This is a genomic window from Moorella thermoacetica (assembly GCF_001267405.1).
Taxonomy (GTDB): domain Bacteria; phylum Bacillota; class DSM-521; order Neomoorellales; family Neomoorellaceae; genus Neomoorella; species Neomoorella thermoacetica.
On sequence record NZ_CP012369.1, the window covers coordinates 412944 to 437429 of the forward strand.

The 24486-nt window shown below is 55.1% G+C and carries 18 protein-coding genes and 1 CRISPR repeat array; of the genes, 7 read left to right on the forward strand and 11 right to left on the reverse strand.

The window, feature by feature from the left end; genetic code table 11:
* Positions 1-181 precede the first annotated feature (181 nt).
* The 4 genes from MOTHE_RS02085 to MOTHE_RS02100 all read left to right on the forward strand — a co-directional run bounded on the left by MOTHE_RS02085 (position 182) and on the right by MOTHE_RS02100 (position 7199).
* On the forward strand, positions 182-1639 hold the full coding sequence (locus MOTHE_RS02085) for a Wadjet anti-phage system protein JetA family protein (RefSeq protein WP_011392025.1): 1458 nt from the start codon (positions 182-184) through the stop codon (positions 1637-1639).
* A gap of 92 nt (positions 1640-1731) precedes the next feature.
* Positions 1732-2343 (forward strand): DUF4194 domain-containing protein, encoded by a 612-nt coding sequence (locus MOTHE_RS02090; RefSeq protein WP_011392026.1) that lies wholly within the window; start codon positions 1732-1734, stop codon positions 2341-2343.
* Entirely contained in the window at positions 2312-5935 is a 3624-nt protein-coding gene (locus tag MOTHE_RS14065; protein WP_011392027.1) for an SbcC/MukB-like Walker B domain-containing protein, read from the forward strand. The genes MOTHE_RS02090 and MOTHE_RS14065 overlap by 32 nt, the downstream gene beginning before the upstream one ends.
* Complete coding sequence (locus MOTHE_RS02100) at positions 5922-7199, forward strand: Wadjet anti-phage system protein JetD domain-containing protein (protein WP_011392028.1); 1278 nt, start codon at positions 5922-5924, stop codon at positions 7197-7199. The genes MOTHE_RS14065 and MOTHE_RS02100 overlap by 14 nt, the downstream gene beginning before the upstream one ends.
* A 48-nt stretch (positions 7200-7247) precedes the next feature.
* A CRISPR array of direct repeats spans positions 7248-8939; the repeat unit is 37 nt; unit sequence GTTTCAACCCTCGCCCGGCATGGAAGCCGGGCGCGAC.
* Positions 8940-9110: 171 nt separating this feature from the next.
* On the opposite strand, the gene cas2 is transcribed toward MOTHE_RS02100, so the two are convergent.
* From cas2 to MOTHE_RS02135, 7 genes are all read right to left on the reverse strand, one after another.
* Complete coding sequence (gene cas2, locus MOTHE_RS02105) at positions 9111-9401, reverse strand: CRISPR-associated endonuclease Cas2 (RefSeq protein WP_011392029.1); 291 nt, start codon at positions 9399-9401, stop codon at positions 9111-9113.
* Positions 9402-9433: 32 nt separating this feature from the next.
* Positions 9434-10465 (reverse strand): type I-C CRISPR-associated endonuclease Cas1c, encoded by a 1032-nt coding sequence (cas1c, locus tag MOTHE_RS02110; RefSeq protein WP_011392030.1) that lies wholly within the window; start codon positions 10463-10465, stop codon positions 9434-9436.
* Positions 10466-10536: 71 nt separating this feature from the next.
* On the reverse strand, positions 10537-11181 hold the full coding sequence (cas4, locus tag MOTHE_RS02115) for a CRISPR-associated protein Cas4 (RefSeq protein WP_011392031.1): 645 nt from the start codon (positions 11179-11181) through the stop codon (positions 10537-10539).
* An 83-nt stretch (positions 11182-11264) separates the two neighbouring features.
* On the reverse strand, positions 11265-12158 hold the full coding sequence (gene cas7c, locus MOTHE_RS02120; RefSeq protein ID WP_011392032.1) for a type I-C CRISPR-associated protein Cas7/Csd2: 894 nt from the start codon (positions 12156-12158) through the stop codon (positions 11265-11267).
* Positions 12159-12250: 92 nt separating this feature from the next.
* Positions 12251-13933, reverse strand: a complete 1683-nt coding sequence (gene cas8c / locus MOTHE_RS02125; RefSeq protein WP_011392033.1) for a type I-C CRISPR-associated protein Cas8c/Csd1 — start codon at positions 13931-13933, stop codon at positions 12251-12253.
* A gap of 9 nt (positions 13934-13942) precedes the next feature.
* A complete protein-coding gene (gene cas5c / locus MOTHE_RS02130; RefSeq protein WP_011392034.1) occupies positions 13943-14644 on the reverse strand; it encodes a type I-C CRISPR-associated protein Cas5c in 702 nt (233 codons plus the stop codon).
* Between the two features lie 61 nt (positions 14645-14705).
* Positions 14706-16880, reverse strand: a complete 2175-nt coding sequence (locus MOTHE_RS02135) for a CRISPR-associated helicase/endonuclease Cas3 (protein ID WP_011392035.1) — start codon at positions 16878-16880, stop codon at positions 14706-14708.
* 205 nt (positions 16881-17085) lie between these two features.
* Between MOTHE_RS02135 and MOTHE_RS02140 the strand changes: the two genes are divergently transcribed.
* Both MOTHE_RS02140 and MOTHE_RS12680 read left to right on the forward strand, forming a co-directional pair.
* Positions 17086-17775, forward strand: coding sequence for a helix-turn-helix transcriptional regulator (locus tag MOTHE_RS02140; protein WP_011392036.1), 690 nt, complete (start codon positions 17086-17088; stop codon positions 17773-17775).
* Between the two features lie 10 nt (positions 17776-17785).
* On the forward strand, positions 17786-17908 hold the full coding sequence (locus tag MOTHE_RS12680; RefSeq protein ID WP_235551384.1) for a WYL domain-containing protein: 123 nt from the start codon (positions 17786-17788) through the stop codon (positions 17906-17908).
* Between the two features lie 327 nt (positions 17909-18235).
* On the opposite strand, the gene MOTHE_RS13220 is transcribed toward MOTHE_RS12680, so the two are convergent.
* From MOTHE_RS13220 to MOTHE_RS02155, 4 genes are all read right to left on the reverse strand, one after another.
* Positions 18236-18400, reverse strand: coding sequence for a hypothetical protein (locus tag MOTHE_RS13220; RefSeq protein ID WP_158499095.1), 165 nt, complete (start codon positions 18398-18400; stop codon positions 18236-18238).
* Between the two features lie 68 nt (positions 18401-18468).
* Positions 18469-19512: a S1C family serine protease gene (locus MOTHE_RS02145; protein WP_011392037.1), complete on the reverse strand. Its 1044-nt coding sequence runs from the start codon at positions 19510-19512 to the stop codon at positions 18469-18471.
* 12 nt (positions 19513-19524) lie between these two features.
* Positions 19525-20745 carry an FxLYD domain-containing protein gene (locus tag MOTHE_RS02150; protein ID WP_011392038.1) on the reverse strand — a complete coding sequence of 407 codons (1221 nt, stop codon included), beginning with the start codon at positions 20743-20745 and terminating at the stop codon, positions 19525-19527.
* Between the two features lie 328 nt (positions 20746-21073).
* Positions 21074-22600: a methyl-accepting chemotaxis protein gene (locus MOTHE_RS02155; protein WP_011392039.1), complete on the reverse strand. Its 1527-nt coding sequence runs from the start codon at positions 22598-22600 to the stop codon at positions 21074-21076.
* Between the two features lie 279 nt (positions 22601-22879).
* Here MOTHE_RS02155 and MOTHE_RS02160 point away from each other — a divergent pair, with 279 nt between their 5' ends.
* Positions 22880-24358 carry a long-chain-fatty-acid--CoA ligase gene (locus tag MOTHE_RS02160; RefSeq protein WP_011392040.1) on the forward strand — a complete coding sequence of 493 codons (1479 nt, stop codon included), beginning with the start codon at positions 22880-22882 and terminating at the stop codon, positions 24356-24358.
* Positions 24359-24486 lie beyond the last annotated feature (128 nt).

Genomic DNA, 24486 nt, shown 5'->3' on the forward strand with positions numbered 1-24486 from the left:
TACGAAGAAAAATGACGGGAACCTTAAAAACTAAAAAGGACTTCCAGGTGCGGTGTCGAATAGTAACGAATAAAGATTTAATCTGCCCGGGTAGCCCTGCAAACCTGCAGGGGGAAGCCAGCGGGCGCTTTTAATATCCAGGCCATCACGGCACGGCCATCTAATCACTGGGGGCTGGCGGATGAAGCTTTTCGAGGTCATACCGGAACGCCTGTTCCAGGTTTTCAGCGGCCGTAACAGGTATATTTACGCCGAGGCCCTGCTCCTCCTTTATGAGCAGTACCGGGTCAACCGCTTTGGCATTCAGTATGAAGTTATGCGGGATTTAATGCAGGAGCTGATCGAGAGCCAGGAGGAGGCCGGCCTGGCGTTTGAGGTGGAAGAGGAACAGGAACAGGAGCCTGCTGCCAGCGGGCTTTTTAACGGCGACGGCGAGGACCAGGCCCGGTTGAAGGCCGGCGTTATTTTACGTCGGTTGGAAAAGCTGAAATGGATCCAGGTGGAAGTGCGGGAGAATTTCCGCCATTACATTGTCCTGCCCCACTACGCCAGCCGGCTGCTGGCCGTTTTCCAGGAATTATGCGAGAATCGGACCGTTGAATACCAGCGTTTTGCCTTCGTTACCTACCAGCTCCTTTCCGGTGAGGAGGCCAGGCAGCGGCCCGGCTTTGCCATCCTGGAGGCCCAGAGGATGACCCAGGAGTTCCTGGAGGAGCTACGGGTGCTGGCCAACAATATGAAATACCATATGGAGCAGGTGGTAGCCAAAACATCCATCCAGGAGGTCCTGGACCACCATTTCGAAGAGTACAAGGCCCACATCATCGACCGCAGCTACCACCGCCTCAAGACTTCGGACCATGTTTCCCGTTACCGGCAGCGGATCCTGGCCACGGTCCAGGAGTGGCTCCTGGACCCGGAATGGATGGCCCGGGCCGTGGAAGACGCCCTGCGCAACGAATTTTTTGCCACTCGGGAAGAGGCGGCGGAGCAGCTGCGCCGCGCCCTCATGGACATTGAAGAGATTTACCGCGGCCTGGACGAGATCTTTTACCAGATCGACCTGCGCCACAACCAGTACCTGCGCGCCTCCTTTGAGCGGGCCCGTTATTTAAGCCAGCACAGCTCCGGCGTCGACCAGTACCTGGCGCGGATCCTGGAATGGATGGCAGCAGGAATCAGGAGAGGCGACCTGCCGGAGGAAGATTGCCTGCCCGGCATGTTTAACCTGATGCGCCTCAATCAATTAAACGAGCAGTCCCTTTATACGCCGCGCCGGCGGCGGGCGCCCCACCGGCCGGAACCCCAGGTGGTGGTGGCTGTCCCCGAAGAACTGAAAAGGCAGCTGCGGGAGCAGAACCTGCAGCGGGTGCGGCAGGCCATTACCAGGGAAAAGGTGAGCGCCTACGTCCTGGGCCGCCTGGGCGAGCGCCGGGAGATGGGCATCGAGGAGCTGGCACCCACCAATATGGAGGAATTCCTGTATCTCCTCTACGTTTATCTCTACGGCTACGACGGCCTGGCCGGCTACCGGCTGGTGCCGCGGGGCGCGAACCGTATCCTCGACATCGGCGGCTATCGCTTTTATGATCGGCGGGTAGTGCGGGTGGATACGGGCAGGAAGGGGCGGGCCGTTTAAGGCTCCCGGCTCCAGGCCCCGCGACCCCGGCAAGGGGAGAGGGGGAAGGGGCGCTGCCTGTAAGACCCAGGAAGAGGTAAAGGGGGAAACCGGTGCTTAACCTCGGGGAAAACCTCAGTGAACAGGAAGCAGGGCGGTTGCGGGAGGTCATCAACCGCCTGCTGGCTGTAAATTTCCTAAACAAGGAACAGGAGCGGGAGCATTACCTGGTGGCGCGGCGCCACCGCCAGGTTCTGGAGGAGTTTTTCCGCTTCCTCGGCTGGGAGATCGTCTTTGACGACCGCCACGAGTGCCTCTTTGTCCTGTCCCCTGAGGCCGGCTGCCGGCGCAACCTGACCCGGGATGAGAGCATCTGGCTCCTGGTCCTGCGCCTCATCTACCAGGAAAAGCGCCAGGGCCTTTCTTTGAGCGAGTTTCCGGTGACCACCCTCCACGAGATCCGGGCCAAGTATGAAGCCTTCCGCCTGCCCCTTTTTAACAAAACCAGGCTGCAGGAACTGGTGCGCCTGGGCACCCAGTACAAACTCCTGGAACCCCTGAATGACGACATCAGGTCCGACGATTGCGCCTTCCGCCTGTTTCATACCCTTCTTTATGCCGTCCAGGCGGATACGGTAGAAAAGCTGTATCAGAAGATAGCTGCTTATGAACAGGGGAAGGAGGAACTGCCGAATGAAGTGGATGCGCCGCCTGCGGTTGATTAACTGGCACTATTTTTATGACGAAACCCTGGAGTTCGGCCGCCAGACTCTCATCGCCGGCCGCAACAGCGCCGGCAAGTCCACCATCATCGACGCCCTGCAGGTCCTCCTGGTGGCCAACCAGCGGCAGATCCGCTTCAATTCGGCGGCCCACGACGAGGCCAGGCGTTCCCTGATCAGCTACCTGCGGGGCAAAACCGGCGGGGAAGAAAGGAAGTATTTGCGGGAAGGTGATTTTACCAGCTATATCGTCGCCGAGTTTTATGACCAGCAAAAGAGGGAAAACTTTGTCGTCGGCGTGGTGATGGACGTCTACGGCGACGATACCATCGACGACGAATACTTTATCCTGTCCGGGGTTGAGCTGGCCGACCTGGATTTTTGGAGCCCGGCGGAACGCTGGAAAAACCGGGAGGAGTTTCACCGCTATTGTCAAAACCTGCCGGGACGCCATATCTTCGAGCGGAGCAAAACCGGCTACCAGAAGGCCCTTTTAAACCGCCTGGGGCAGGTAAGCGAGCGCTTCTTCCCTGTCTTCGTCAAGGCCCTTTCCTTTAAGCCCATCCAGAACGTGCGGGATTTCGTCTACCAGTATATCCTGGATGAGAAGGAGCTGCAGCTGGACCTCCTGCGGCAGAACTTTGAAATCCACGAGCGCTACCAGGCGGAGCTGGAAGCCCTGGAAGAGCGCCGGGAGCAGCTGGAGGCTATCTGCCGCCAGTTCGACACTTTTGCCCGGCTGCGGGATACGGTGGCTATCCAGGAGTATGTCATCCGGGGCCTGAAGCACACCCGGGAGGTGGAGCTGCGGGACCGCCTGGAGGAGGAGATACGCTTCCTGACAGCCGAGGTCGAACGGCTGGGCCGGGAGCTGGATCTGGCGCGGGCCAAGCAGCTGGAGGCCGGGCAGAAGGCCAGGGAGGCATATCAAAAGTGGCAAAGCCACCAGGCCAGGCAGCGGGAGCAGGAGTTAAAGGAAGGCCTGGCCCGTGTGGATAAGGATTTGCGGGAGCAGGGGCGGCTGCTGGCGATCCTGCGCCAGACCCTCGAACGGGAGAAGGCCCTGCTGGCCGGCCTGCAGGAGATGGAAGCGGATGAATACTGGCAGTGGCAGCCGGGGGAGCGGGAGCGCTTGGGACGGGCCCTGGAGCTGCTGTCCGGATTGGTTCCGGCCGGGGACGCTGATTGGTTACCGGGGGAGGATACCGTGGCCGCTGTGCGGGATACGGGTCTTTTCCTGGCCGGCCTGCACAGCCGCTGCGCCCGGGCTGTTGGCCGCCTGGAGGACCGGCTGGCCCTGCTCCAGCAACAAAAAGCGGAACTGGAGGGGCAGATCCGCGACCTGGAGAACAAGAAGCGGCCCTACCCCCCGCACGTCCTCAACTTGAAAAGGCTCCTGGAAGAGCGCTTGAACAGGCGTTCGCCGGTGTGGATCTTCTGCGAAGAAATGGACCTGAAGGATGAAACCTGGCGGGACGCCGTGGAGGGGTATTTATACACTCAGCGCTTCGACCTGCTGGTGGAACCCCGGGTCTTTGCCGAAGCCCTGGCCATTTACGAGAGGGAAAAAGGGAAGCACCAGATAGAAGGAGTCGGCCTGGTGGATACGGAGAAGGAGCAGAAGTACCTGGGTACGGCGCAGGAGGGTTCCCTGGCGGAGGAAATGGTAACGGGCAACCCGGTCATCCAGGCCCACATCGACCATCTCCTGGGCCGGGTCATGAAGGCCCGGGACGAGCAGGACCTGCGCCGTTACCGCACCGCCATCACCAGGACCTGCATGTCCTATCACAACCTGGTGGCCAGGCAGCTGGAAAAACACCGCTACGCCGTACCCTATATCGGCGCCCGGGCTATTGCGCGCCAGTTAGAAATCAAGCGCCGGGAGCTGGCGGAGACGAAAGAACAGATAGAGGTACTGAAGGATAAGAGGGAGAAGCTGGCGGCCTGGCTGGAACGCCTGGCCGACAAGAAGTCCCTTTACGCCGGCATCAGCGAGCAGCTGGACCTCCCCGCCCGCATCCGGCGTTTAGAGGAGGAGCGGGCTGCCCTGGCCGCCGAACTGGAGCGGCTGGACCTGGGGGAAGTGGAGCGGTTAAAGGAAGAATATTACTACTGGGAGCGCCGCGGCAAAGAGTTGCTGGATGAAGTCACCGAAATCAGCGGCCTTAAAAAAAGCCGCGAGAACGAGTTAAACCAGAAGCAGACGGAGCTGCACCTGCAGGAGACGAGGGTGCAGGAAGCCCAGGCCTTTTGGCAGTCCTGGCGGGAGCAGTATCCTGTCGAGCTCCTGCCCCGGGCCGAGGAACGCTGGCGGGAGGCGGCAGGGCAGGAACTGCCTGTGGCCAGCAAGCTCATCAACTGGGAGAACAGCCAGAAGGGCAATACTACCAGGCGGGAGCAGGAGTTCCAGCGCCTGCGCGACTTGCGCCACGAGTACAACCTGCGCTACACCTATAACGCCGATCCCGGAGCCCCGGATAATGAAGCCTACCGGCCCCTGCTGGCGGAAATCGCCACGGTGGATATTCCCCGTTACCGGGAAAAGCTGGCCGAGGCCCTGAAGCAGTCGGAAGAGGAATTTAAATCCCATTTTATCTTTAAGCTCCGCGAGGCCATTGAAGCAGCGCGGCGGGATTTCAACGAGCTCAACTACGCCCTGAAAAACTTTCCCTTCCACGAGGACCGCTACCACTTTGAGATTAAACCCAGCGAGAGGTACAGGCGTTTTTACGACGTGATCATGGACCCCGGGGTGATGGAGCAGGGTTCCCTTTTCGAGCTGCCCGAGGACGACCGGACGGCTGTCCTTCACGAGCTCTTTGAGAAGCTCATCCGCGGCGAGGCCGGGGAATTGGAGGAGTTCACCGACTACCGCAACTACCTGGATTTCGATATCGTGGTCACCAGCGGTGAACACCGCTATTCCTTCTCCCAGGTGCTGCGGGAAAAATCGGGCGGCGAAACCCAGACGCCCTTTTATGTCGCCATCCTGGCCTCCTTCAATCATCTTTATGACACGGGCAAGACAGTACGGCTGGTGGTCTTCGACGAGGCCTTCAATAAAATGGACGAAGAGCGCATCCAGACCAGCCTCCGGCTCATCAAGCGCATGAACCTGCAGCTTATAGCAGCCGTGCCCGACGAGAAAATGCAGCACATGGCGCCGGAAGTCGATACCACCCTGCTGGTGCACCGTAACGGCTTCCACTGTTTTGTGGACATGATCAGCCGCCAGGAAGTACTGGCCGGAGATGAAGTGCCAACCGGTGACGGGCAGCCGGCCGGCCCTGGCGATACCGACGGGGGCCGGGCAGGAGGGCATAAAGAAGCAGGCTACGGGGGCACCGGTGGTGAGGACTCCGGAGATGCCGGCGATGATGCTGATGATGCCGGGAATGATGGCCCGCCTCTAAATGATGCCGCCTCTTTATCTCGCCCCGCCGGGGGAGAAGACGGTCACCGGGGCCAGGCCGGCGGTAGCGGCGGTGAAGATAGCGGCCGGCCGCGGCGAGGGGGTGTAAGGAATGGCCGGGACGGGCAGAGACCTGCAAGCGCAGTACCGGTACAGGATTCTCTCTTTGCTGATCAGTAAATACGAAGGGAGCCGCTCTTTTCAAACCGGCACCCCGGGCAAGCAGCGGCCCCAGTTCGCCATGAAGAAGAGCCCCCTGGCCGGCGATTATTTTGATGAGATGGACCACCGCAAAAGGGAGGCCATCCACGCCGCCCTGGCCGAACTGGCGGCTGCCGGGGTGGTGGAGGTCACCTGGCCCCGCTTCCAGGAAGGCCGCCAGGTGGAAAAGGTGTATTTGAACTTTGACGCCATCCCCCGGGCCTATGAGCTGGCGGGGCTGGTGCCCAGGGCGGAACGGATCTGCAGGCTGCGCCAGGTCCTGGCTCCCCTGGCTACCCACCCCTGGGAGTGGGTGCGGCGATGGTGGGCCGGGGTGGACGCATCTTTAGGAGAACGGCGGTCCGCAGGCCTGGACCTGGAGGACCCGGAAGGCTACGGGGAACTGGTCAAGGTGCTCCTGGCCCTGCCGGGATTGGAAGACAGCACACCGGAGCGCATCTTCAGCCAGCGGGTCCTGGGGGATTCCAAGGCCTTCGAGCAAAGGGTGAAAAAGCGGTTGCTGGCCCTGCTCAAGTCTTACGGTCCGGAGGAATATGAAACCGACGCCGAATATCTGGACAGCGTCGGCCTGACCGATAATCCCAAAATGGTCCTGGTGGCCGGACCCATGACTTTCCGGGTGGGAAGGACCACCGTCAATGTGGGGGGACTTCCGGGCGGCCTGGGTCTGGCCGCTCATATGGTGCGGGCCATGGAGATAACGGCCGTTACCGCTCCTTGGGTTCTCCTGGTGGAGAATTTGACCAGTTACTATCAGGTTGTCCAAAGTGTAAGTGAGCTGGCTGTACCTTGCCGGGAAGGGGGAGGGGGCCGGGGTTTAGCGGTTGAGGGCCCTGCTGGCTTAGTAGTATATACCGGCGGCTTCCCCCACCGCGGCGTGCAGCTTTTTTTACGCCGGCTCCAGGATTACCGGGAATCCCCTGGAGCCACCGCCAGGCCCCCGGTCTACCACTGGGGCGATATGGACTACGGCGGCATCCGCATTTGCGAATATATCCGCCGCAACTTAATTCCCGATTTGCAGCCCTACCTTATGGATGTCACTACTTATACCAGGTATTTGCCGGCCGGAATACCCTTCGGCGACGAGTATGCCGCCAGGCTCCGGCACTTGGCTGAGGACCCGGCTTACGCCCCCTGGCACCCCCTCCTGCAGGCCATGCTGAAGCACCGCAAATGGGTGGAGCAGGAGAGCATTGCGATCAATGTAAGCTGGGCGTAATAGCCGGGCATAACTCATCTACCCAAGCTACGCCGTTGATGCCGTCCTGTTTCAACCCTCGCCCGGCATGGAAGCCGGGCGCGACGCTATGGATTTTGAGTCTGCCATGGCTGATGTTAGGTTTCAACCCTCGCCCGGCATGGAAGCCGGGCGCGACGGCTGGTCAAAGTAAACCCCTCCGGCACTTCGCAGGTTTCAACCCTCGCCCGGCATGGAAGCCGGGCGCGACGTGCACAACAAAGCGGCAGAGATGGGGCTTAAACGGTTTCAACCCTCGCCCGGCATGGAAGCCGGGCGCGACTGATTTATCCTGTGCCCTTGGAAGAGACACAAAAGGTTTCAACCCTCGCCCGGCATGGAAGCCGGGCGCGACGTATTAGCGCTGATGTCGCTATCAAGGCCCTTGTGGTTTCAACCCTCGCCCGGCATGGAAGCCGGGCGCGACATGAGATTTTTGTTTTGCGTTTCCTGCGCGACCAGGGTTTCAACCCTCGCCCGGCATGGAAGCCGGGCGCGACGATTCTGTTGGATGGCAAAGCTTACTTAGTGGTTGTTTCAACCCTCGCCCGGCATGGAAGCCGGGCGCGACTAGGCCCTCCAGGTAGCCGTTAATGGCAGCGCAGAGTTTCAACCCTCGCCCGGCATGGAAGCCGGGCGCGACGCCCACGAGGTTTATGAAAATGATTATTTTGTGCTGTTTCAACCCTCGCCCGGCATGGAAGCCGGGCGCGACTTGACGGCCTGAACCCCCATATGGCCGTGATCGATGTTTCAACCCTCGCCCGGCATGGAAGCCGGGCGCGACGTCATTGGCGAGTCAGGACAGGTATATGTAGACATTGTTTCAACCCTCGCCCGGCATGGAAGCCGGGCGCGACGACCGAATTTCGGCTCCGCTGCGGACTATAGAAAGTTTCAACCCTCGCCCGGCATGGAAGCCGGGCGCGACGACAATAGGCAGCATATGCCCCCGTATTCGGATTCGGTTTCAACCCTCGCCCGGCATGGAAGCCGGGCGCGACGGCTATTTGGCAAAACGATTGAGATGATACAAGATGTTTCAACCCTCGCCCGGCATGGAAGCCGGGCGCGACGACCTTCCGGTGGTCCTCTAGCTTCCGGCCCTGCAGTTTCAACCCTCGCCCGGCATGGAAGCCGGGCGCGACTTGCGTATCAGACGAAGGGTTAAAAGCACCGTCAGTTTCAACCCTCGCCCGGCATGGAAGCCGGGCGCGACTTTCGGCTTCGGGGCCTTATATTCCTTGCCATCCAGTTTCAACCCTCGCCCGGCATGGAAGCCGGGCGCGACGTAGATCCATATCCGATCAAGTCCAAGAATATGTTGTTTCAACCCTCGCCCGGCATGGAAGCCGGGCGCGACGCACCTTCACCTGCTTAAATTATACCACATTTCCAGTTTCAACCCTCGCCCGGCATGGAAGCCGGGCGCGACATTTGTTCGCCATTTGAAAGAGTGGCGAACGAGTGTTTCAACCCTCGCCCGGCATGGAAGCCGGGCGCGACCTCTCGCCCGAAAAAAATCCTCAAAAAATTTTTCGGTTTCAACCCTCGCCCGGCATGGAAGCCGGGCGCGACATTAGACGGTCTTACCAAAGGTCTAATCAGGACAGGTTTCAACCCTCGCCCGGCATGGAAGCCGGGCGCGACGATACGCCAGGCTGTGCAAGCCTTTCGGCTATACGGTTTCAACCCTCGCCCGGCATGGAAGCCGGGCGCGACACTTCGCGCTAAAACCCTTGGCGGACAACCCCTATATTACTACTCTGCGCGAACCTGATGACTAAATTAGAATACTTCATTATGCTTCACCTCTAAAATTAGCTTCAGGTCTTGATTCGCCAAAGAACGCGAACCTTTCGGCCTTTTGCCCCTTGCTATATGTTCGCGGGTTTACAAAACCAGGGGGGCGTCAAAATCAATCGTAAGGTTGACGCCATACTCCTGGATGTATTTTTTCGCGGGTTCGCGCAGTCGATAAATCCGCAGGCTATCGCTTTTTTCATCGATACACTGCAAGAGCCGGTGCTTTAACTGTTCAAACTGGGCTTCGTTGACCGAACACTCAAAGACGGACTTTTGCACCCTCTGACCAAAATCTTTACATACCTGGGCAACTTTACGCAGGCGTTTTTTACCTGCCTCTGTTTCTGTAGAAACATCATAAGTAATTAAAATATACATGTTATCTACACCACTTAAGAAAAGCGATATATTTACCGGTACATAAAGGGCAAATATTCCTCAGCATCTCCCCTCAGGACACGGGCGAGTAAACGGGCCTGGATATGGGGAACCAGCCCTAGGGGCACCTTTCTATTCAGGACGGGATGAAGTACTTCTTCCTGCTTGCGCTTCTGGTAAGCAATGGCAATCTCTTTCCTGGCGTTGTCATTAATATGCACGGCGCCACCAGGGCGTTCGACAAAATCCCTTTCATCGATCTGACGACGGTTTACTAAAGTCAGGGCCAAACGGTCAGCCAGGATTGCACGAAACTCCTCCATCAAATCTAAAGCCAGAGCTGGTCGCCCCGAACGGAGGACGTGGAGATATCCAATCTGGGGATCAAGCCCTACACCTTCGGCAGCGCTAAGACAATCGTTCAGCAAGAGAGCATATATATAGGATAATAAAGCGTTCATCCTGTCCAGGGGCGGCCGCCGGTTTCGGTGGGTGATTTTAAAGGCTTCTCGGTTAACTCTGACCATGCGATCAAGAGTTGCGAAGTAATGCCGGGCGGCGTTACCTTCGATACCACGAATTTGCTCTAGATCGGGGGAACGTGACAGGGCATCCAGTCCGTGAGCCAGTTCCCTGGCTGTTTCCTGGAGGGCTTTCCTATCGTCTTCGTTATCGGCTTCCCGGGCACCGCGTAGCACAACTTGCCGGGTATTGCGGATTTTTCCGGCGACTATATTTCTGGCGATAGCGGTTGTTTTTTTACTATCAGATAGGGCTTCATGCTGGGCGTGGCGAAGAAAAACGTTTCCTGATACCGGGCCTTCCACGCGGGCTTTAAAACGGCCATGCTGGTCGTGAAAGACAATCAAGCGTTTGTCCTCGGCACAGCGCATTATTAAGGGCGTGGTAAGTGTAACATCACCAAAACAGACGATGCTGCCCAGGTGGTGCAGGGGAATCTGCATTTTTAATTCCCCTTCCACCTCGATTTTTACCGTCTCGTGATCTAAGCGCACCAGGGTGCGCGGTGTCATAAGGTACAGGGTGTTTAACAGGATATGCATCGTTTGTCTTCAATCCTTGTACGGTATTTGGGTTCGGGTGTAACAAATGGCCCGTGAAATGGATATACGTTTCAAGTATCACCTTCAGGTTTAAACAATTCACATAGGAGCATGCGCAGCCGACCTTTCTCCTTTATTTGCGGCAGGCAGGAGTCCTGTAAAGAACATTCCCGGCAACGCTCATCGGCGGCAGGTGGGGGGAGGATGTTACTACGCTGCATCATGCGGATCCGGATAATTGCCGCTTCTACCTGTTCCCTTAAATAGCTGTCAAAAGTAACCTCCCTTCGCCGGTGGGATGAATGATGGTAAATAGCTCCCCTGGGAACCTGCTTGCCGGTCATTTCTTCCAGGCACATAGCCTGGGCACAGACCTGCAAATCGTCATGCTGGTGTTTGCGCTTGGGGCCATGTTTATATTCAACGGGATAGGGGATATTGCCGTGAAATTCGACTACATCGGCCTTGCCGATGAGGCCTAAGCGCAGGGACCAGATGGGCAGGGCGCGTTCAATATGCACCCCGCCCTCCATCTCCCCACATTCAACATCTACTAGATTATGAACGAATCGTCCTTTCAGGGTATACATATTTTCCGTAAAAGTTTGTTCTACATGGATGAGGGCACACTGGCGGGGGCAGTATGCATAGTGTTCCAGGGCCGATACCATGACGATATCCCTGTCGTCCCAACCGGGAAGTATGGTGCTTTCCATATATGCCACCTTTTGTTTGTTTATTTCAATCCACACCGGTATGGAGATATTGGAACCGGGCGTAACATTATGAGAAAATAATCCTATCCCACTAACCGTGTCAGAGTTACCCCAGGCGGCAAGTCCTCTTCATTAATTGTCACCTGGTAGTCGGCAAAAGAGCGCGCTGCTTTTACTCCATCCCGGCGTTTAACGGTGATGAGTTTAAAGAGATTATCCGCCGGAGCATTGCCCAGGGCGGATGCATGGCTGAAGATATAAAGTCCCCGGCAGGCCATCATGCCGCGGCTGGCGGAACGATCCACATCCCACATCCGCTGCAGGGCCTCCCAGAAGATCTCCAGGTCGGCGGCGCTGACGCCAGTATCGGCGGCAAAATGGGGGTTGAAAAATCCATAGCCCAGGTACAGGCCATAGGGTACCAGGGTTTTACGGCCCATTTCTGTGACCTTGCCTCCCTCACCCTGTTCGCTTGTAGCGGCATCTTCTACCCTGGTGATGGCGACGCGGGTGATGGAGATGTCCAGGGGAACGATGGGGTCGATTGACCGGGCAAAGGTTAGCTGCATTGGCCCCCGCACCTGGCCGCAGTTGACGCCGGTAGTCATTACGGCGCCGAACATGCGGATATCATAGAAGTTCTGGCACATCCACTGCCTGGCCTTGTCGACGATCTCCCGGTTTTGTTTGCTGCCGGTGGATTTTTCCCCGATGGCGTCATAGGCTCGCTGGTGCTGGGCGTTTAAAATGCCGTGATGCTGGACATAAATCTTCATGTTAGCCTCGCTGCCGCGGGTCATATCCACCCAGTCGCGGATTTTGCGCTTAAGGCAGACGTCGGTCACCAGACCCTGCATGGTTTCGGGGTCAAGGCGCGGCAGATTGCCGGCATCGGGATCGCCATTGGGGTTGCCGTCCCGGACGTCGAATAAGAGGACAAAATCATGGCGTACTTCGGGATTGGTATAAACGGTCATTTTAAATCTCCTCCTGTTTGATAATCAATTATTACCATGAGTAACAGGTGGTTACGTTATCCAACTGCATCAACTCAGGTAGTTTTAATGAGCTATGGCCGGGTTTCCTCCCCGTCTTCCTTAGAATTTGTGCCTTCCCTGTTAGCTGCCCGCTGGTGGTAATAACCCAGGGCAAAATAACCCTGCTCCTCCAGGGTTAAAACAGGAGGGAAGGACGACAGGTTTCCTAGAATAGATTCCAGGGCCTGCTGCCAGTAATAGTAAAGGCCGGGCTTTTCCTTGCGCAGCTTGCCCAGGTGGCTCTGGCTGCCGCGGAGCAGCCTGCTGAAGACCGCGGCCGGCGCCGTGGAAGCAGTCCCATAGAAACGGTCGACGATGGTGGCTTTTATCCCTGGAAGGGCAGACCACTGGATGCCTTCCAGGACAGCCAGGAGACGGCCGCACAGGTAAGCAGGGTTTCGGTTGGACGTGTCCAGCTTTTCCAAGGCAGATCCCTCCGCTAGATTTGGTTTTTGAGAGAAGAGAACCATTTTGATTAAAGCCGCCCGGGACCGGGTTATTTTTTCCTGATCCTTTTCTGCCCGGGCCCGCTTTATGGCTTCATAAAGAAGCCAGTGGGGCAGGGCACCGCCCTTGAGGGCGAAGTGCAGGAGGGCCCGAGTAGTTGTGGGCGGCAGGTCCTTGGGCTCCCGGACGGTGCTCCAAGCAAGGGGGAATAATCCCAGCGGCGGTCCTTCCCGGCCACCGGCATCGACTAGCCGCTGTAAGGCGAAGTAGTGGCCCAGGTTGCGCTTGACATCCCCCAGGGTCGTTTCCAGCCAGTCGCGCACTGCCACCCGGCCGCCACTGCTGCTCAGGGCCGTGGCATAAAATAGGTTGTCGTCTTCAAGGTCCGCCTGGCGGCCGGTATACACTGCGGCAAGGAGGGCTTTGACGTCCTCCGGTTGGGGATTGGAAAGGAGACTGGCGATGGAAAAATTGCTTGGCTTACGGGTCCAGAAGAGGTAGATACAGGAACCCAGGCGCAGGTGGGTGGCATCATTTTCAATTAAAGCATTGGCCGCCTTGCCGTAACGCTCGGCGCAGTCGTAGCAGATAGGGGCAATAAGGGAAGCCTGCAAGCCATAGGATTCAAAGGCGGCAGCGTTGGCCGACACTAGGGCCATACCTGCTGTCTGCCCGCCGGGGATGCCTTTGATTTTCACTGGGTGGCGCTCAGCCGGGGTTTTAAGCTGCCCGCAGAGCAGGCAGGTGGTAGCTTCTCCCTCCTGGGGATTGGTATAATCGGCCCAGAAGCTTTGTACATCTGGATCTTCTATCGGCAGGCGGCCATCGACCCGGAAGGTTAGATTATCGCCGGGATTAAAATCCTCGGGGAGTCTGGCCCCTTCGGGGTCCCAGTTTTCCAGGAAACGCAGGACCGCCTGAACGGATTTATTACCTGTAGAAATGGCGCACTGACGTACCAGGTCGATAAAGGCCCGGTGACATTCATTTACCCTTTCCAGTTTTGACTTTTCACTGGCCAGGCCCAGGACATAATCGCCCTTATCGGCCAACAGCTTTGGTTTAACTCCTGAGGAACGGACTATATTCGGGGCATACATTATTTTGCCGCGGTCCTTGCCCCGGGTTTCAGGCCCTGTAGCTGAAACAAAACCCAGCAAGTTACCCTGGCTGTCCAGATCGATAAACCAGCGGATGGGGGTTTTAACATACATGACCGGGGGCAGGTCCAGGCGGGTGGAATACTCCCGCAGGCTTTCTAAGAGCATGTGACGGTTTCACCTCCCGATTTCTTTATAAAGGTCTTGCGGCACCCGGAGGATGCCGTTTTCCAGGCGAGCGTTAAAGAATACGGGCCTGCCTTCGCCGCTGCCATCAGAATTGTATTTGAGGTCCAGAAGCATCTGGCCGAGATACTCACTATGCTTAATAGGTTGATCGGCAGGGCTAGACGGTCCGAAAAAGGCGCAGAACTCCCGGCAGCCCAGGTAAGGCCGGTGGTAGCACTGGCCGCGTTCCACCCGCCGCCGGAATTGGTCCCGGTATTTTGCCGGGTGGATATCCCGGGCGTGGGCGGCCATGACCTGTTCGGCACGGATTATGTAGGCTACTTCCCGCAGGGCCAGGGTATGGCGCTGGGCACGGTGCTGGGGTTGGTCAGCATAATAACCGCCGCCGTTCCTGGCCCAGCCGCGGGCGGTGGAAACGACCATTTTATCGTTTACTTCATTACGTAAGATGGAGAAATACCGGATGGGCTTCAATACTTCAATCTGCCGCACTCGCCAGCGAAACTCCGGCTTCCAGAAGATGGCCTCTAGTATTCCCCGGGCTGCCGATGGCGTCATAACGGGATAAGAAACCCGTTCCACCTTCATTTCCGGCCTGGTAAAACAGGCCAGATCACCCCACACTTTAACTGCCAGCCATCCTTCGACCCCCGCCTGATCTGACGATCCGGCGCCAGCTAAAGACTTCATACTTTTCCTTACACCATCCCTTCCGAGATTTTTATTAAAAACATTTGAGAGCTAAAACTCGCTAAAATACCAGCTCCTCCGGGTCGCGGGCCGTCGTCACCAGGCCACGAATTTCGTCGTAACCCCCCAGCCATTCATACAGGCCGGGAAATATTTCCTGGACCACGCCTTCCCTTTGGAGAGAATTAACAGTGTAAGCGTTGATATTTACCAGGTAGGGCTGCAACTGCCGCATGATTAGACGACTTACACCCCGGTGGCGGAGGGCGCTGATTAGTTCATCCACCCTCCGGTCATCGGGGCCTTCATGGTAGTTGACAATTACCGGAACCACCCTTTGCTCGATCATCTGGAATTTTTGCGCCACTTCGGGATAATTCAAGCTGCGGCGGCTGGCCTGAATTCCTTTGGCATCCAGGGTGCAGGACTGGTAGAGGCGCTGAAAATAGATCCGGTACAGGCCGGGGTCATGCAGGTCAACCCCTGTCACACTAGCGAGCAGCGTGGCGGCAATTTCGGTCCCGGTCTTATAGCTGCCAGGAGGAAGGCAGCCTTCTTCCGGATTGAAAATTATCACCCGGCCTTCTTGCAGCTTCCCTTCCCGGTTGCACCGCCCGGCGGCCTGGACAATCCTGTCCAGGGGACCCACAGCCCGCAGGACGAGGGGGAAATCCAGATCAACCCCCGCCTCGACTACCTGGGTGGCGACCAGGCGGCAGGGCCGGCCGTTTCCCAGGCGCCGGCGTACCTCCTGCAGGACCTTACGCCGGTGAGCCCCGCAAAGGAGCGTGGAGAGATGTAAAGCTTCAGGGTCATCCAGAGCCTCCAGGAGGGCCAGGGCATCCTGTTTGGTGTTAACAACAGCCATGGCCTGGCGGGATTGGCGTATTACTCCGGCTACCTGTTCCCAGCTCCATTTTTCGTTGCCGGCGGGTACCTGGTAACCCACCCTTTTGAGCAGGGCAAAGTATTTTTGCGGATCAGGAATTATTTCCCTTACGCCCTGCAGTCCCCGGAAAAAGGGGCTGGTCTCCAGGGCCGGCTGGGTGGCCGAGCACAGGATGACCGTTACTCCATAAAAGTGGACCAGCTGCTGCAGGACATCAAGGATGGGTTCTAAAAGATGTACCGGCAGGGTCTGGACCTCATCCAGGATGATGACGCTGTTGGCGATGTTGTGGAGTTTGCGGCAACTGCTGCTGCGGTCGGAGAATAAACTCTCAAATAGCTGTACCGTGGTTGTAACGATGAGGGTGGCATCCCAGTTCTCGCTGGCCAGGCGGGCCCACAGTTCCTCAGGGGTAGGGTTTTCGGGATCTAGCGGCGGGGCAACGGCGCTGTGATGCTCAAGGACATTGGCGTTACCAAAGATATCGCGGTAAACGTCGGCCGTCTGCTCGATAATGCTTGTGTAGGGTATGGCGACAATGATTCTCTCCTTCTGATAACGCAGGGCGTGGAGCAGGGCGAAGGCCATCCCGGAACGGGTCTTGCCGCCACCGGTGGGTACGGTCAAAGAAAAGAAACCTGGCGTTAGTTCGGCCGCCCGGCAACAGTGCTCGTAGATTTCCCGGCGGATCTGGTTGACATGGCCGCCGCTTTTATCCATTAGCCTTTGCTGGTTCGCTGCTAATAAAGACCATAAATTAGCAATGGAGGCTTCCTTTTGTCGCAATTTTGTCAGGGAAGGATCAAAATGCCTTTCCGTGTCAAGGAAATCGGCATCAACCAGGGAACTGAATAGAAGGCGCAGGAATAATTCAACCCTGCTAGCTACATCTACACCTGCTCCTTCCTGCAAAAAGGGCGGCAATTCCATATCCAGGGGTTGCTTCGGTTCTAAAGAGGGGATAACCCGGCGGGCGTTTTGCAGGGCGGTGTTATAACGTTTCAGCTGTACCTTATCTTTTAAGCGAGTCTTTAATTCTGCCCGGGCGGGCAGGCCGCCGTGATGGCCGGCGATAACGAAGGCCAGGGGTTCAAAATATTTTGAGGCCAACATGGCACCGGCGCTGGAATGGTTGGGGCCGCGGCGGCCGCCTTCGCCTTGCAGGTAAGCCTGGAACTCCGGATGGAATTTCCCCAGGTCATGCCACAGGCCGGTACGGTAACCAATATGTGGTACTCCCAGTGGTTCGTTAAATTTTTGGGTTAGGTTAGCAACCGCCTCAAGATGATCTAATAGTGATTGTTCTTTACCCTGGGAATTTGCAGTGTGGGCCAGGAATTGTTCCATGAATATCACCCAAAACTTTCAAAAATATACTTCTGGGTTCGACAGGTTTTTGTCAAAACCTTTTTTTAAGATGACTTTAATATAAATCATAACTCCGACATAAACTGTCGGGTACATTTGTTCCCTTTTAATTTTATCCCCCTGAAGGATTAAGGTAAAATTTGACGAATACACCTAAAGAAAACATTTCCAGGGGGAACAGGTTATGGCCACTGTTCTAAAGAGAAAGTCCATGGGCCTTGCTAATGTGAGCCGTCAATCACTAGCCCGGATTTATTTCATTCATCGCTGGATCGCCGCCGGCCGGTATCCCAACGTAGCCATTTTAGCCGAGCACCTTGAGGTTTCCCAGCGAACAGTGGAGCGGGATATTCAATTACTACGGGATTTTTTTGGCGCGCCAATAGTTTACGATACCTGGCATAGGGGCTACCGTTACGAAAAGACCTTCAGCCTGCCACCTCTCCAACTAACGGAAGGCGAATTCCTGACCATTTACCTGGGCCAGCGGTTACTGAGCCAGTTTGGTGGTACCCCCTTTGGGCAAATTCTTCGCAATGCTCTGGCTAAATTGAAGGCCATGCTGCCGGAAACGGTGAGTATTGACCTGGAGTGTCTGGAACGAGATATTTCCTTTGGAATAGAACCCCTGCGGGGGGATACGGAGCAATTGGTAGCTGTATATGGCGATCTCCTAATGGCCATCCAGGAACGCCATTCCGTCCAGATCATTTATTATACCGCCAGCCGGGACGCTGTCACTGAAAGGTTGATTGATCCCTATCATCTGCGATTTTTTCGCGGCGCCTGGTATGTGATTGCTTATTGCCATTACCGCCGGGAGATACGTTTCTTTGCCCTGGACCGCATCCGCCAGTGGTCTGCAGGAGGTTAAACGCTGGGTATTGGGCTTTGGCAGTCATGCCGAGGTCCTGGCACCACCGGAACTCCGCCAGGAGGTGTCCCGGGAGGCAACTGCCATGGGGCGGCTTTACCTGCATACCGGGGAGGAGGGGGCAGAGCGGTAGCAATTAGAAAACGGTAACATGGTAGCAAAAGACACGGCGTCCGGTAAAACAACCTCTTTAGCCACCAGCTGTTTATAGAAGACGGAAGACGACAAGAAACGTTTTTTAGTAACACGGGCCCCATAAAGCCGATCCCTGAAACCCTTGCGCAACAAGCTGTTGCGCTTATTGTTCACTTAGCAACTGTCGAACTCGGGATTTATATACTCTCTATATACTGTGACAAAAATCAAATAATACGTCATGAATATGTAAAGTAAGAGAGAGCCTTGACTTAGCAGGACTCTCTCTTTATGAGTCTAGATAATTTTACCCCTGCCATTCTTATTATCTAATTTTACTGGCAGTACCTTTTAGTAACTTTAGCTTGCCGTTTTCCAGGCCGACCTGGTAAGTGGCCTGGTAGTAACTGGTGCGCTCTTCACCCTGGTTGGTTCGCTCCAGCGCTTCAATAATAATGCTAATCTCTGCACTGTCCTGGTTAACCGCCACAACTCGTAAATCCTCAATTCTTGTCCATGAAGTGGTTATTCGTTTTGATGCCGTTGAGGCCCGCTGGATCAAGGAGCGACACTGGCATTCCAGTCAAGTAATTGAGGAGTTGCCGAATGGCGGCCTGGTTTTAAAAATGCGTCTGAGACTGAAAGTGTATTTAAATAGCCGGCCCGGAACTTCTCATAGGGCTGTTTGGCCTGCCAGTCACTTCCCAGCAGAGCATAGGCCCCTACATAATCCCCGTTATTGACACAAGTGTAAAAGTCCTCAACCAGGTAGGATGCAGCAGTGGCTAATTCTTTCTCGGAAATTTTCCCGACAGTACCGGTGGTTGGCTGCACCGGTGCTGTACTGGGGTTTTTTGACCAGTTTTCCACCAGGGGTAAAACCTGGGTGATGGGTATGCTAAAGCCGATATTTTCTCCCTCGGCCCCGGCGGAATTAACACCCAGCACCTCGCCGGTATGTCGATCCAGTAACGGTCCTCCGCTACTGCCATGCGAGATGGGGGCAGAAATTTGGTATAGCCCCTTATAATGATAATCCCCGATATCTAAATCCCGGTTGACACCGCTGATGATTCCTGTGGTGGCGGTATTTTGTAATCCAAGGGGACTGCCCAGGGCGATCACTTCATCTCCCACTTCTGCCATTCTATCCCGGGCAATTTTCATTGGTTCCTTACCAGCCAGTTCCGGCACCCTGACCAGAGCCACATCAATTTGTTCCCCACGCCCGATAACTGTGCCTTGATAAACTGTGCCATCGGACAATTTGACCCGGCAAGTTCTAGCGTCACCCACCACGTGGGCATTGGTTATTACATCCCCCTGCCGGTTATAAAGAAATCCGGAACCCTGTACCTTACCGTAATCAAGCTCAACCTCTAGACACACTACTAGCTTTTGATTCTCGGCAATAATGCTTTTTAAATCCTGGGACTTGGCCGACTCAGAGTGGTTCTCCTCGATAGGACCGAGTTTAGATGCCTCTGCAACCACTTGATTATGCATGTTATCGTAAATCCTGGCCAGACCAAAACCCCCGGCCATGATTAACAAACCGCTCAGCATAACGGCCAGCACAGTGTTCACATTGATTGATTTCATAAGCCTCTCCCACTACCTTAAATACCAGGTGATCCTGTTAATTTTTACTCGATTACCCTGCCACAACCCGTAAGAAGTGTTGTCAAAGCTACCCTGATCCCGGGGATTTAAATAATTAGGATAAACATAGGTACTATCAGTGGTCAGGGCATTACCGGCAGCATCATAGACGGTATAGTAAATCTCCACCATGTAGATGGGACGTGTGGCTACATTGCGTACGGTTCCCCATACCCGGAAATCACCTTGGGCAGTAACACTGCCGTCGCATTTTAACACTTCTACAGCCTGGGTATGATTTATGGCGTTTTCCCGGGCGGCAGCCAGTTGGGCTTGTTCCAGAATCATTTGCTCATTCTGCTCAAAGGCCGCCTTCTGTTGTTCAATGGTTTTTTGGAATGATAACAACTGCTGGTTCTCGCTATCGTAGCCCAGTCCCTGCTGCACTAAAGCCAGTGCACCGGCGAAATCCTTTTTCTTTAACAATTCATTGGCTTTGGTATAAATTAATTGGCAAATTTTGGTCTTTATAACTTTCGCTACTTCCTGGGCCTCCTTAACTTTAAAGGAAGATATTTTAGTCAATAAAGCAGCCAGTTCCTCGATAGAATTCTTATTATTCATCTCCTGTTTAACCTGCATAATATTGACCGCGGCTTTTTTGTCATTAATTAATTGACTAAGGTATTTGTAAAAATCTCCTTCCTTACCGGACACTTTTTTCTCCGCCTGTTCAATTAAGGACAGGGCTTGATTAAATTGCTGCTGCTTGGTATGTTCCCAGGCTTCATTTAACTCACTTTGCACCTCCTGACCTTCTCTAACATATGCAAGGTCAGCCTGCAGTGTTTTGTGCCGGGGCCGCTTGTTTAAAGCATTGCTAATCAGTTTTTCCGCCTTATCCAGATCTCCCTGCAGGGCCAAATTTTCTGCTTGCACCCGATCTTGCTCCACCAGCCGGTTAATATACTGTTCATAGGCATAATATCCACCCAATACCACCGCTACTAAAACCGCGGTAGCTAAAGGTAATAGCCAGATGCTTTTACCCTTGGCCGGTACCTGCTGTTGGGTCGTTGTATGCTCCGATCCTTCCTCCTGTTTGACTTGATCCAGGGACGGCCGGGCCAGAACAACTGTATCTTCATTATTAATTGACCTAAGTTCATGTCCACAACCACTACAAAAGCGGGACCCCGCTTCTATTTTTTTACCACAATACTGGCAAAACATATGTCCGCCCTTCTCCCCTTCTTTCGATAAAATTGCCCATATTTATATACTATAACAAAATTATCCTCTAGCAAACAACCGTTAAATTATTACCCTTGAAGCCCGACGGAAATCTATGCTAGAATAAAAAATGTAGATCTCATAGTAACAAGGGCAACGGCGCCCCCTTTCCGCTTACTCCGGGCGGGAAGGGGGCTTTATGATCCTGGAAAGGAAGTGCAGTCTATGAATGATGGTTTTCGGGCTGCCTGTGGAGTATGGGAAATTGGGGGGCAAACATTAGTCTAAAAGCCTTTTTGTGATCCGCCCGGGAGGAGACGAAGGTATTTCAGGCCGGGGCAATGTTGGCGGCCAGTACACCTACAATCCCGGCGTCTCCCCCATGCACCGGTACGGCAACAGTGATTGCCAGGCGGCCGGTTCCCTGGGTAATGAAAGGTTGAGTATGATATTCTTGCCCTCTTTTCGCCGCCTGGAACCATGGGCGGAAGGACCAATTGGTTACTTTGCCCGGCGGTTGACTATAGACGGTATTTCCGTCCGGGTCTACAGCCCGGATGGTCTTCACGATTGGCATTGTAGCTGCTGCTTCATCTAAAAGGGGTTTTATTTTATCAACTTCCATGGATTGAACCTCCGGCGTGGAGGCCAGCCGGCGGAGATTATCAAGCCCATCCCGTACCAATTTTTGGCACAGGTTTTCATCCCAGCAGTTTCTGGTATATTCGGAGGCCAGTTTAAAGAAATTGTCGGCCATCTGCGATATTTCCCGGGCATTCTTCTCTATCCTGGCCATTGCGTTTTGTTGTTCAGAACTGGAGGCATAAATCTGCTCTATGCTGGCTGCCGTTTGTTCAGCAACGGCGGCCATGCGAGCAGCGTTGTCGTTGGCCATCTTGACGTGGGTCAATTGTTGTTCAGTATACCTGGTTATTTCTTCGCTCGCCTTTGCTGCTTGGTTGACGGCGCGGCCGATGGCTTCAAAAGCTGTTTCTACCTCCTTGCTGCGAAGGGCGTTATTATTTACCAGTTCAGCGCTGTTTTTTACCTGGAGAGCAGCCCTGCCGGCCCGGGCCTGAATCTCTTCTGCCAGTTCGGTTATATGACGGGCCGCCCCCGCTGATTCTTCAGCCAGTTTTCTCACTTCTTCGGCCACCACCGCGAAGCCGCGGCCCTGTTCTCCGGCCCGGGCTGCTTCAATGGCAGCGTTAAGGGAAAGGAGATTGGTCTGGCCCGCTAGGTGATCGATTGTGTGCACAAATTCATTGATCCGTGCTATTTTTCCTTCCAGGTCTTCCATCTCTGTGGCCGCTTCGGTATTAAAAGAGGCTACATTTTTCATTTCGTCGATCAGTTTTTCTAGTAATTCCCTGCCCGCTTGTACCTTGGATAGTGCCTCTTTACCCAGGGTAAAACTCATTTGGGAACGGCTGGCGATTTCTTCGGCTAAATTGGTGAACTGACCAACATTTTCGGCTGTTTTTTGGGAGGCATGCGCCTGCTCGTCAGCGCCCCCGGCAATATCCTGCAAGGCGGCGGCCATTTCCCGGAAGCTGGTATTGCCAGCTACGGTTTCTTGTACGAATAATGAAGCTGTATAATTTAGTTCGTCGGCGACTTTCTGAATGAAAGCAATGATTTCAAAGAATCTTTCGAGAACCATGCGCGTACTTTCCCCCAGAGCCATAGAAAAACTATGGGTTCGAAAGAATCCTTCCGCTCGGACTATATCGCCCTGACCCAGGCTGTCGAGGAATTCCTTTAAATCTGCCTGGGCATTGCTATATCTCTTCCAGAGAACCACAGCCACAACCCATCCCGTTAGGGCGGTTCCCCATAAAGCAAAAGAAATCATTTTCTTTTATTCCCCCACTTTTACTAGAGCCTTTATCATTAAATTCGCTTAATTGGCAGCATGTCCTGCCGGCTGATATGGTTTAAATTTAAAACCTTCAACTAGCTTGATAAGCTTAACCAACCACTATTGAATCTTAGTCAAACTGGTCCAACCGTTTGATATGGTCCCGAGGAGGACGCAGATCGGCGGCAGTTAAAATGACTTATTTTGCCGGAAGGAAAAATGGGCCAGGCAGGGAATTGGTATATTGCAAGCTTTGTGAAGGGGGTTAAATGAATGTTACTCTGGCAATTGCCACAACAGCACCGGGAGTTCGCTACTCACCCGGCCCTGATCTTCCAGGACCGGAGGGTTACATACGGCGAGCTGGTCGAATGGATCGGAGCCTATGCCGGCATGTTCCAGGCCATGGGGGTTCAACCCGGGGAAAGGGTAACCATCTGCGCTCCCAACTGCCCGGAGTTTATCTACAGTTACCTGGGAGCTATTCAGGCCGGAGCTATTGTTGTGCCTCTGAACCTGATGCTCACCAGGGATGAAATTGCCTATATTGTCAAAGATGCCGGCTGCAGCACCCTGGTAATTCACCGGGCAATTGTAGAACGCCTGAACCTTGTGCCCCAGATGGCCACCGCCCTGGGGCTTAAGCACCTGGTTGTCCTGGACGAGACTACGGCAGCGAGGGCCAAGGCAGCACCTCCAGCCACCATGGTGGCGGCGAAGGAAGAAGACATCTGCGTTTTCCTCTACACCTCCGGCACTACCGGCCGGCCCAAAGGGGCCATGCTCAGCCACCGGAATTTCTTGGCGGATATTAAGGCCATGGACGCCGTTTCCAACCTGGGCCCGGAGGATAACTTCCTCTGCGTTCTGCCTATGTTCCACAGCTTTGCCTGGACAACCAGCGTCCTCCTGCCTTTATACCTGGGCAGCACCATCACTATCAAAGAGAGCTTCCAGCCTAAGGATACTTTAAAAACCTTATCCGAGGGGGATATCACCGTCTTTTGCGGCGTGCCTTCCATATATGCCGTCCTCTGGCGCCTGGCGGAGGAGGGGCAATTTAAATCCCTTAAGTTTGCCATTTCCGGTGGGGCCCCCCTGGCGGCGGAGATCCAGCGCGGCTTTGAAACTAAATTTGCCTTCCCCCTGGTGGAGGGTTACGGCCTGTCGGAAGCCGCACCTGTGGTCTGCCTGAATCCCCTGGACGGTGTCCGCAAACCGGGATCCATCGGCATCCCCCTCCCAGGTATGGAGGTCAGGCTGGTAGACGACGATGACCGGGAGGTACCCCGCGGCGAAGTGGGCGAGCTGGTGGTTCGCGGGCCCAATGTCATGGCCGGCTATTACAACCATCCGGAGGAAACGGCAGCTGCCCTGCGGGGTGGCTGGCTTCATACCGGCGACCTGGCCCGCCAGGATGAGGACGGCTATTTCTACATCGTCGACCGCAAGAAGGATCTGATCATCCTGGGCGGTTTCAATGTCTACCCCCGGGAAGTGGAGGAAGTCCTCCTGGCCCATCCGGCCGTTCTGGAGGCGGCGGTAGTCGGCGTAGGCGACCCGGTTAAGGGCGAGACGGTTAAAGCCTATGTAGTGCTGAAGGAAGGAGAGTCTGCCGACCGGCGCCAGCTGCAAGATTTTTTAAAGGAACACCTGGCCCTTTACAAGATCCCGCGCCTTTTTGAGTTTGTACCGGAACTCCCCAAGAGCCCAACTGGCAAGGTGATGAAGAAACTGTTGAAAACCCGTTAAAGTTGTACCCGGCGGTAAAATAGTAGCTAAGGAAATATGCCAAATTTAGGTGCGGATTTAGCAAAGAGGCTTGAGACCGGTCGGTTTTTAAGGTAAAATGTAAACAGGCGGGAAGAGGAGTGGTCCCG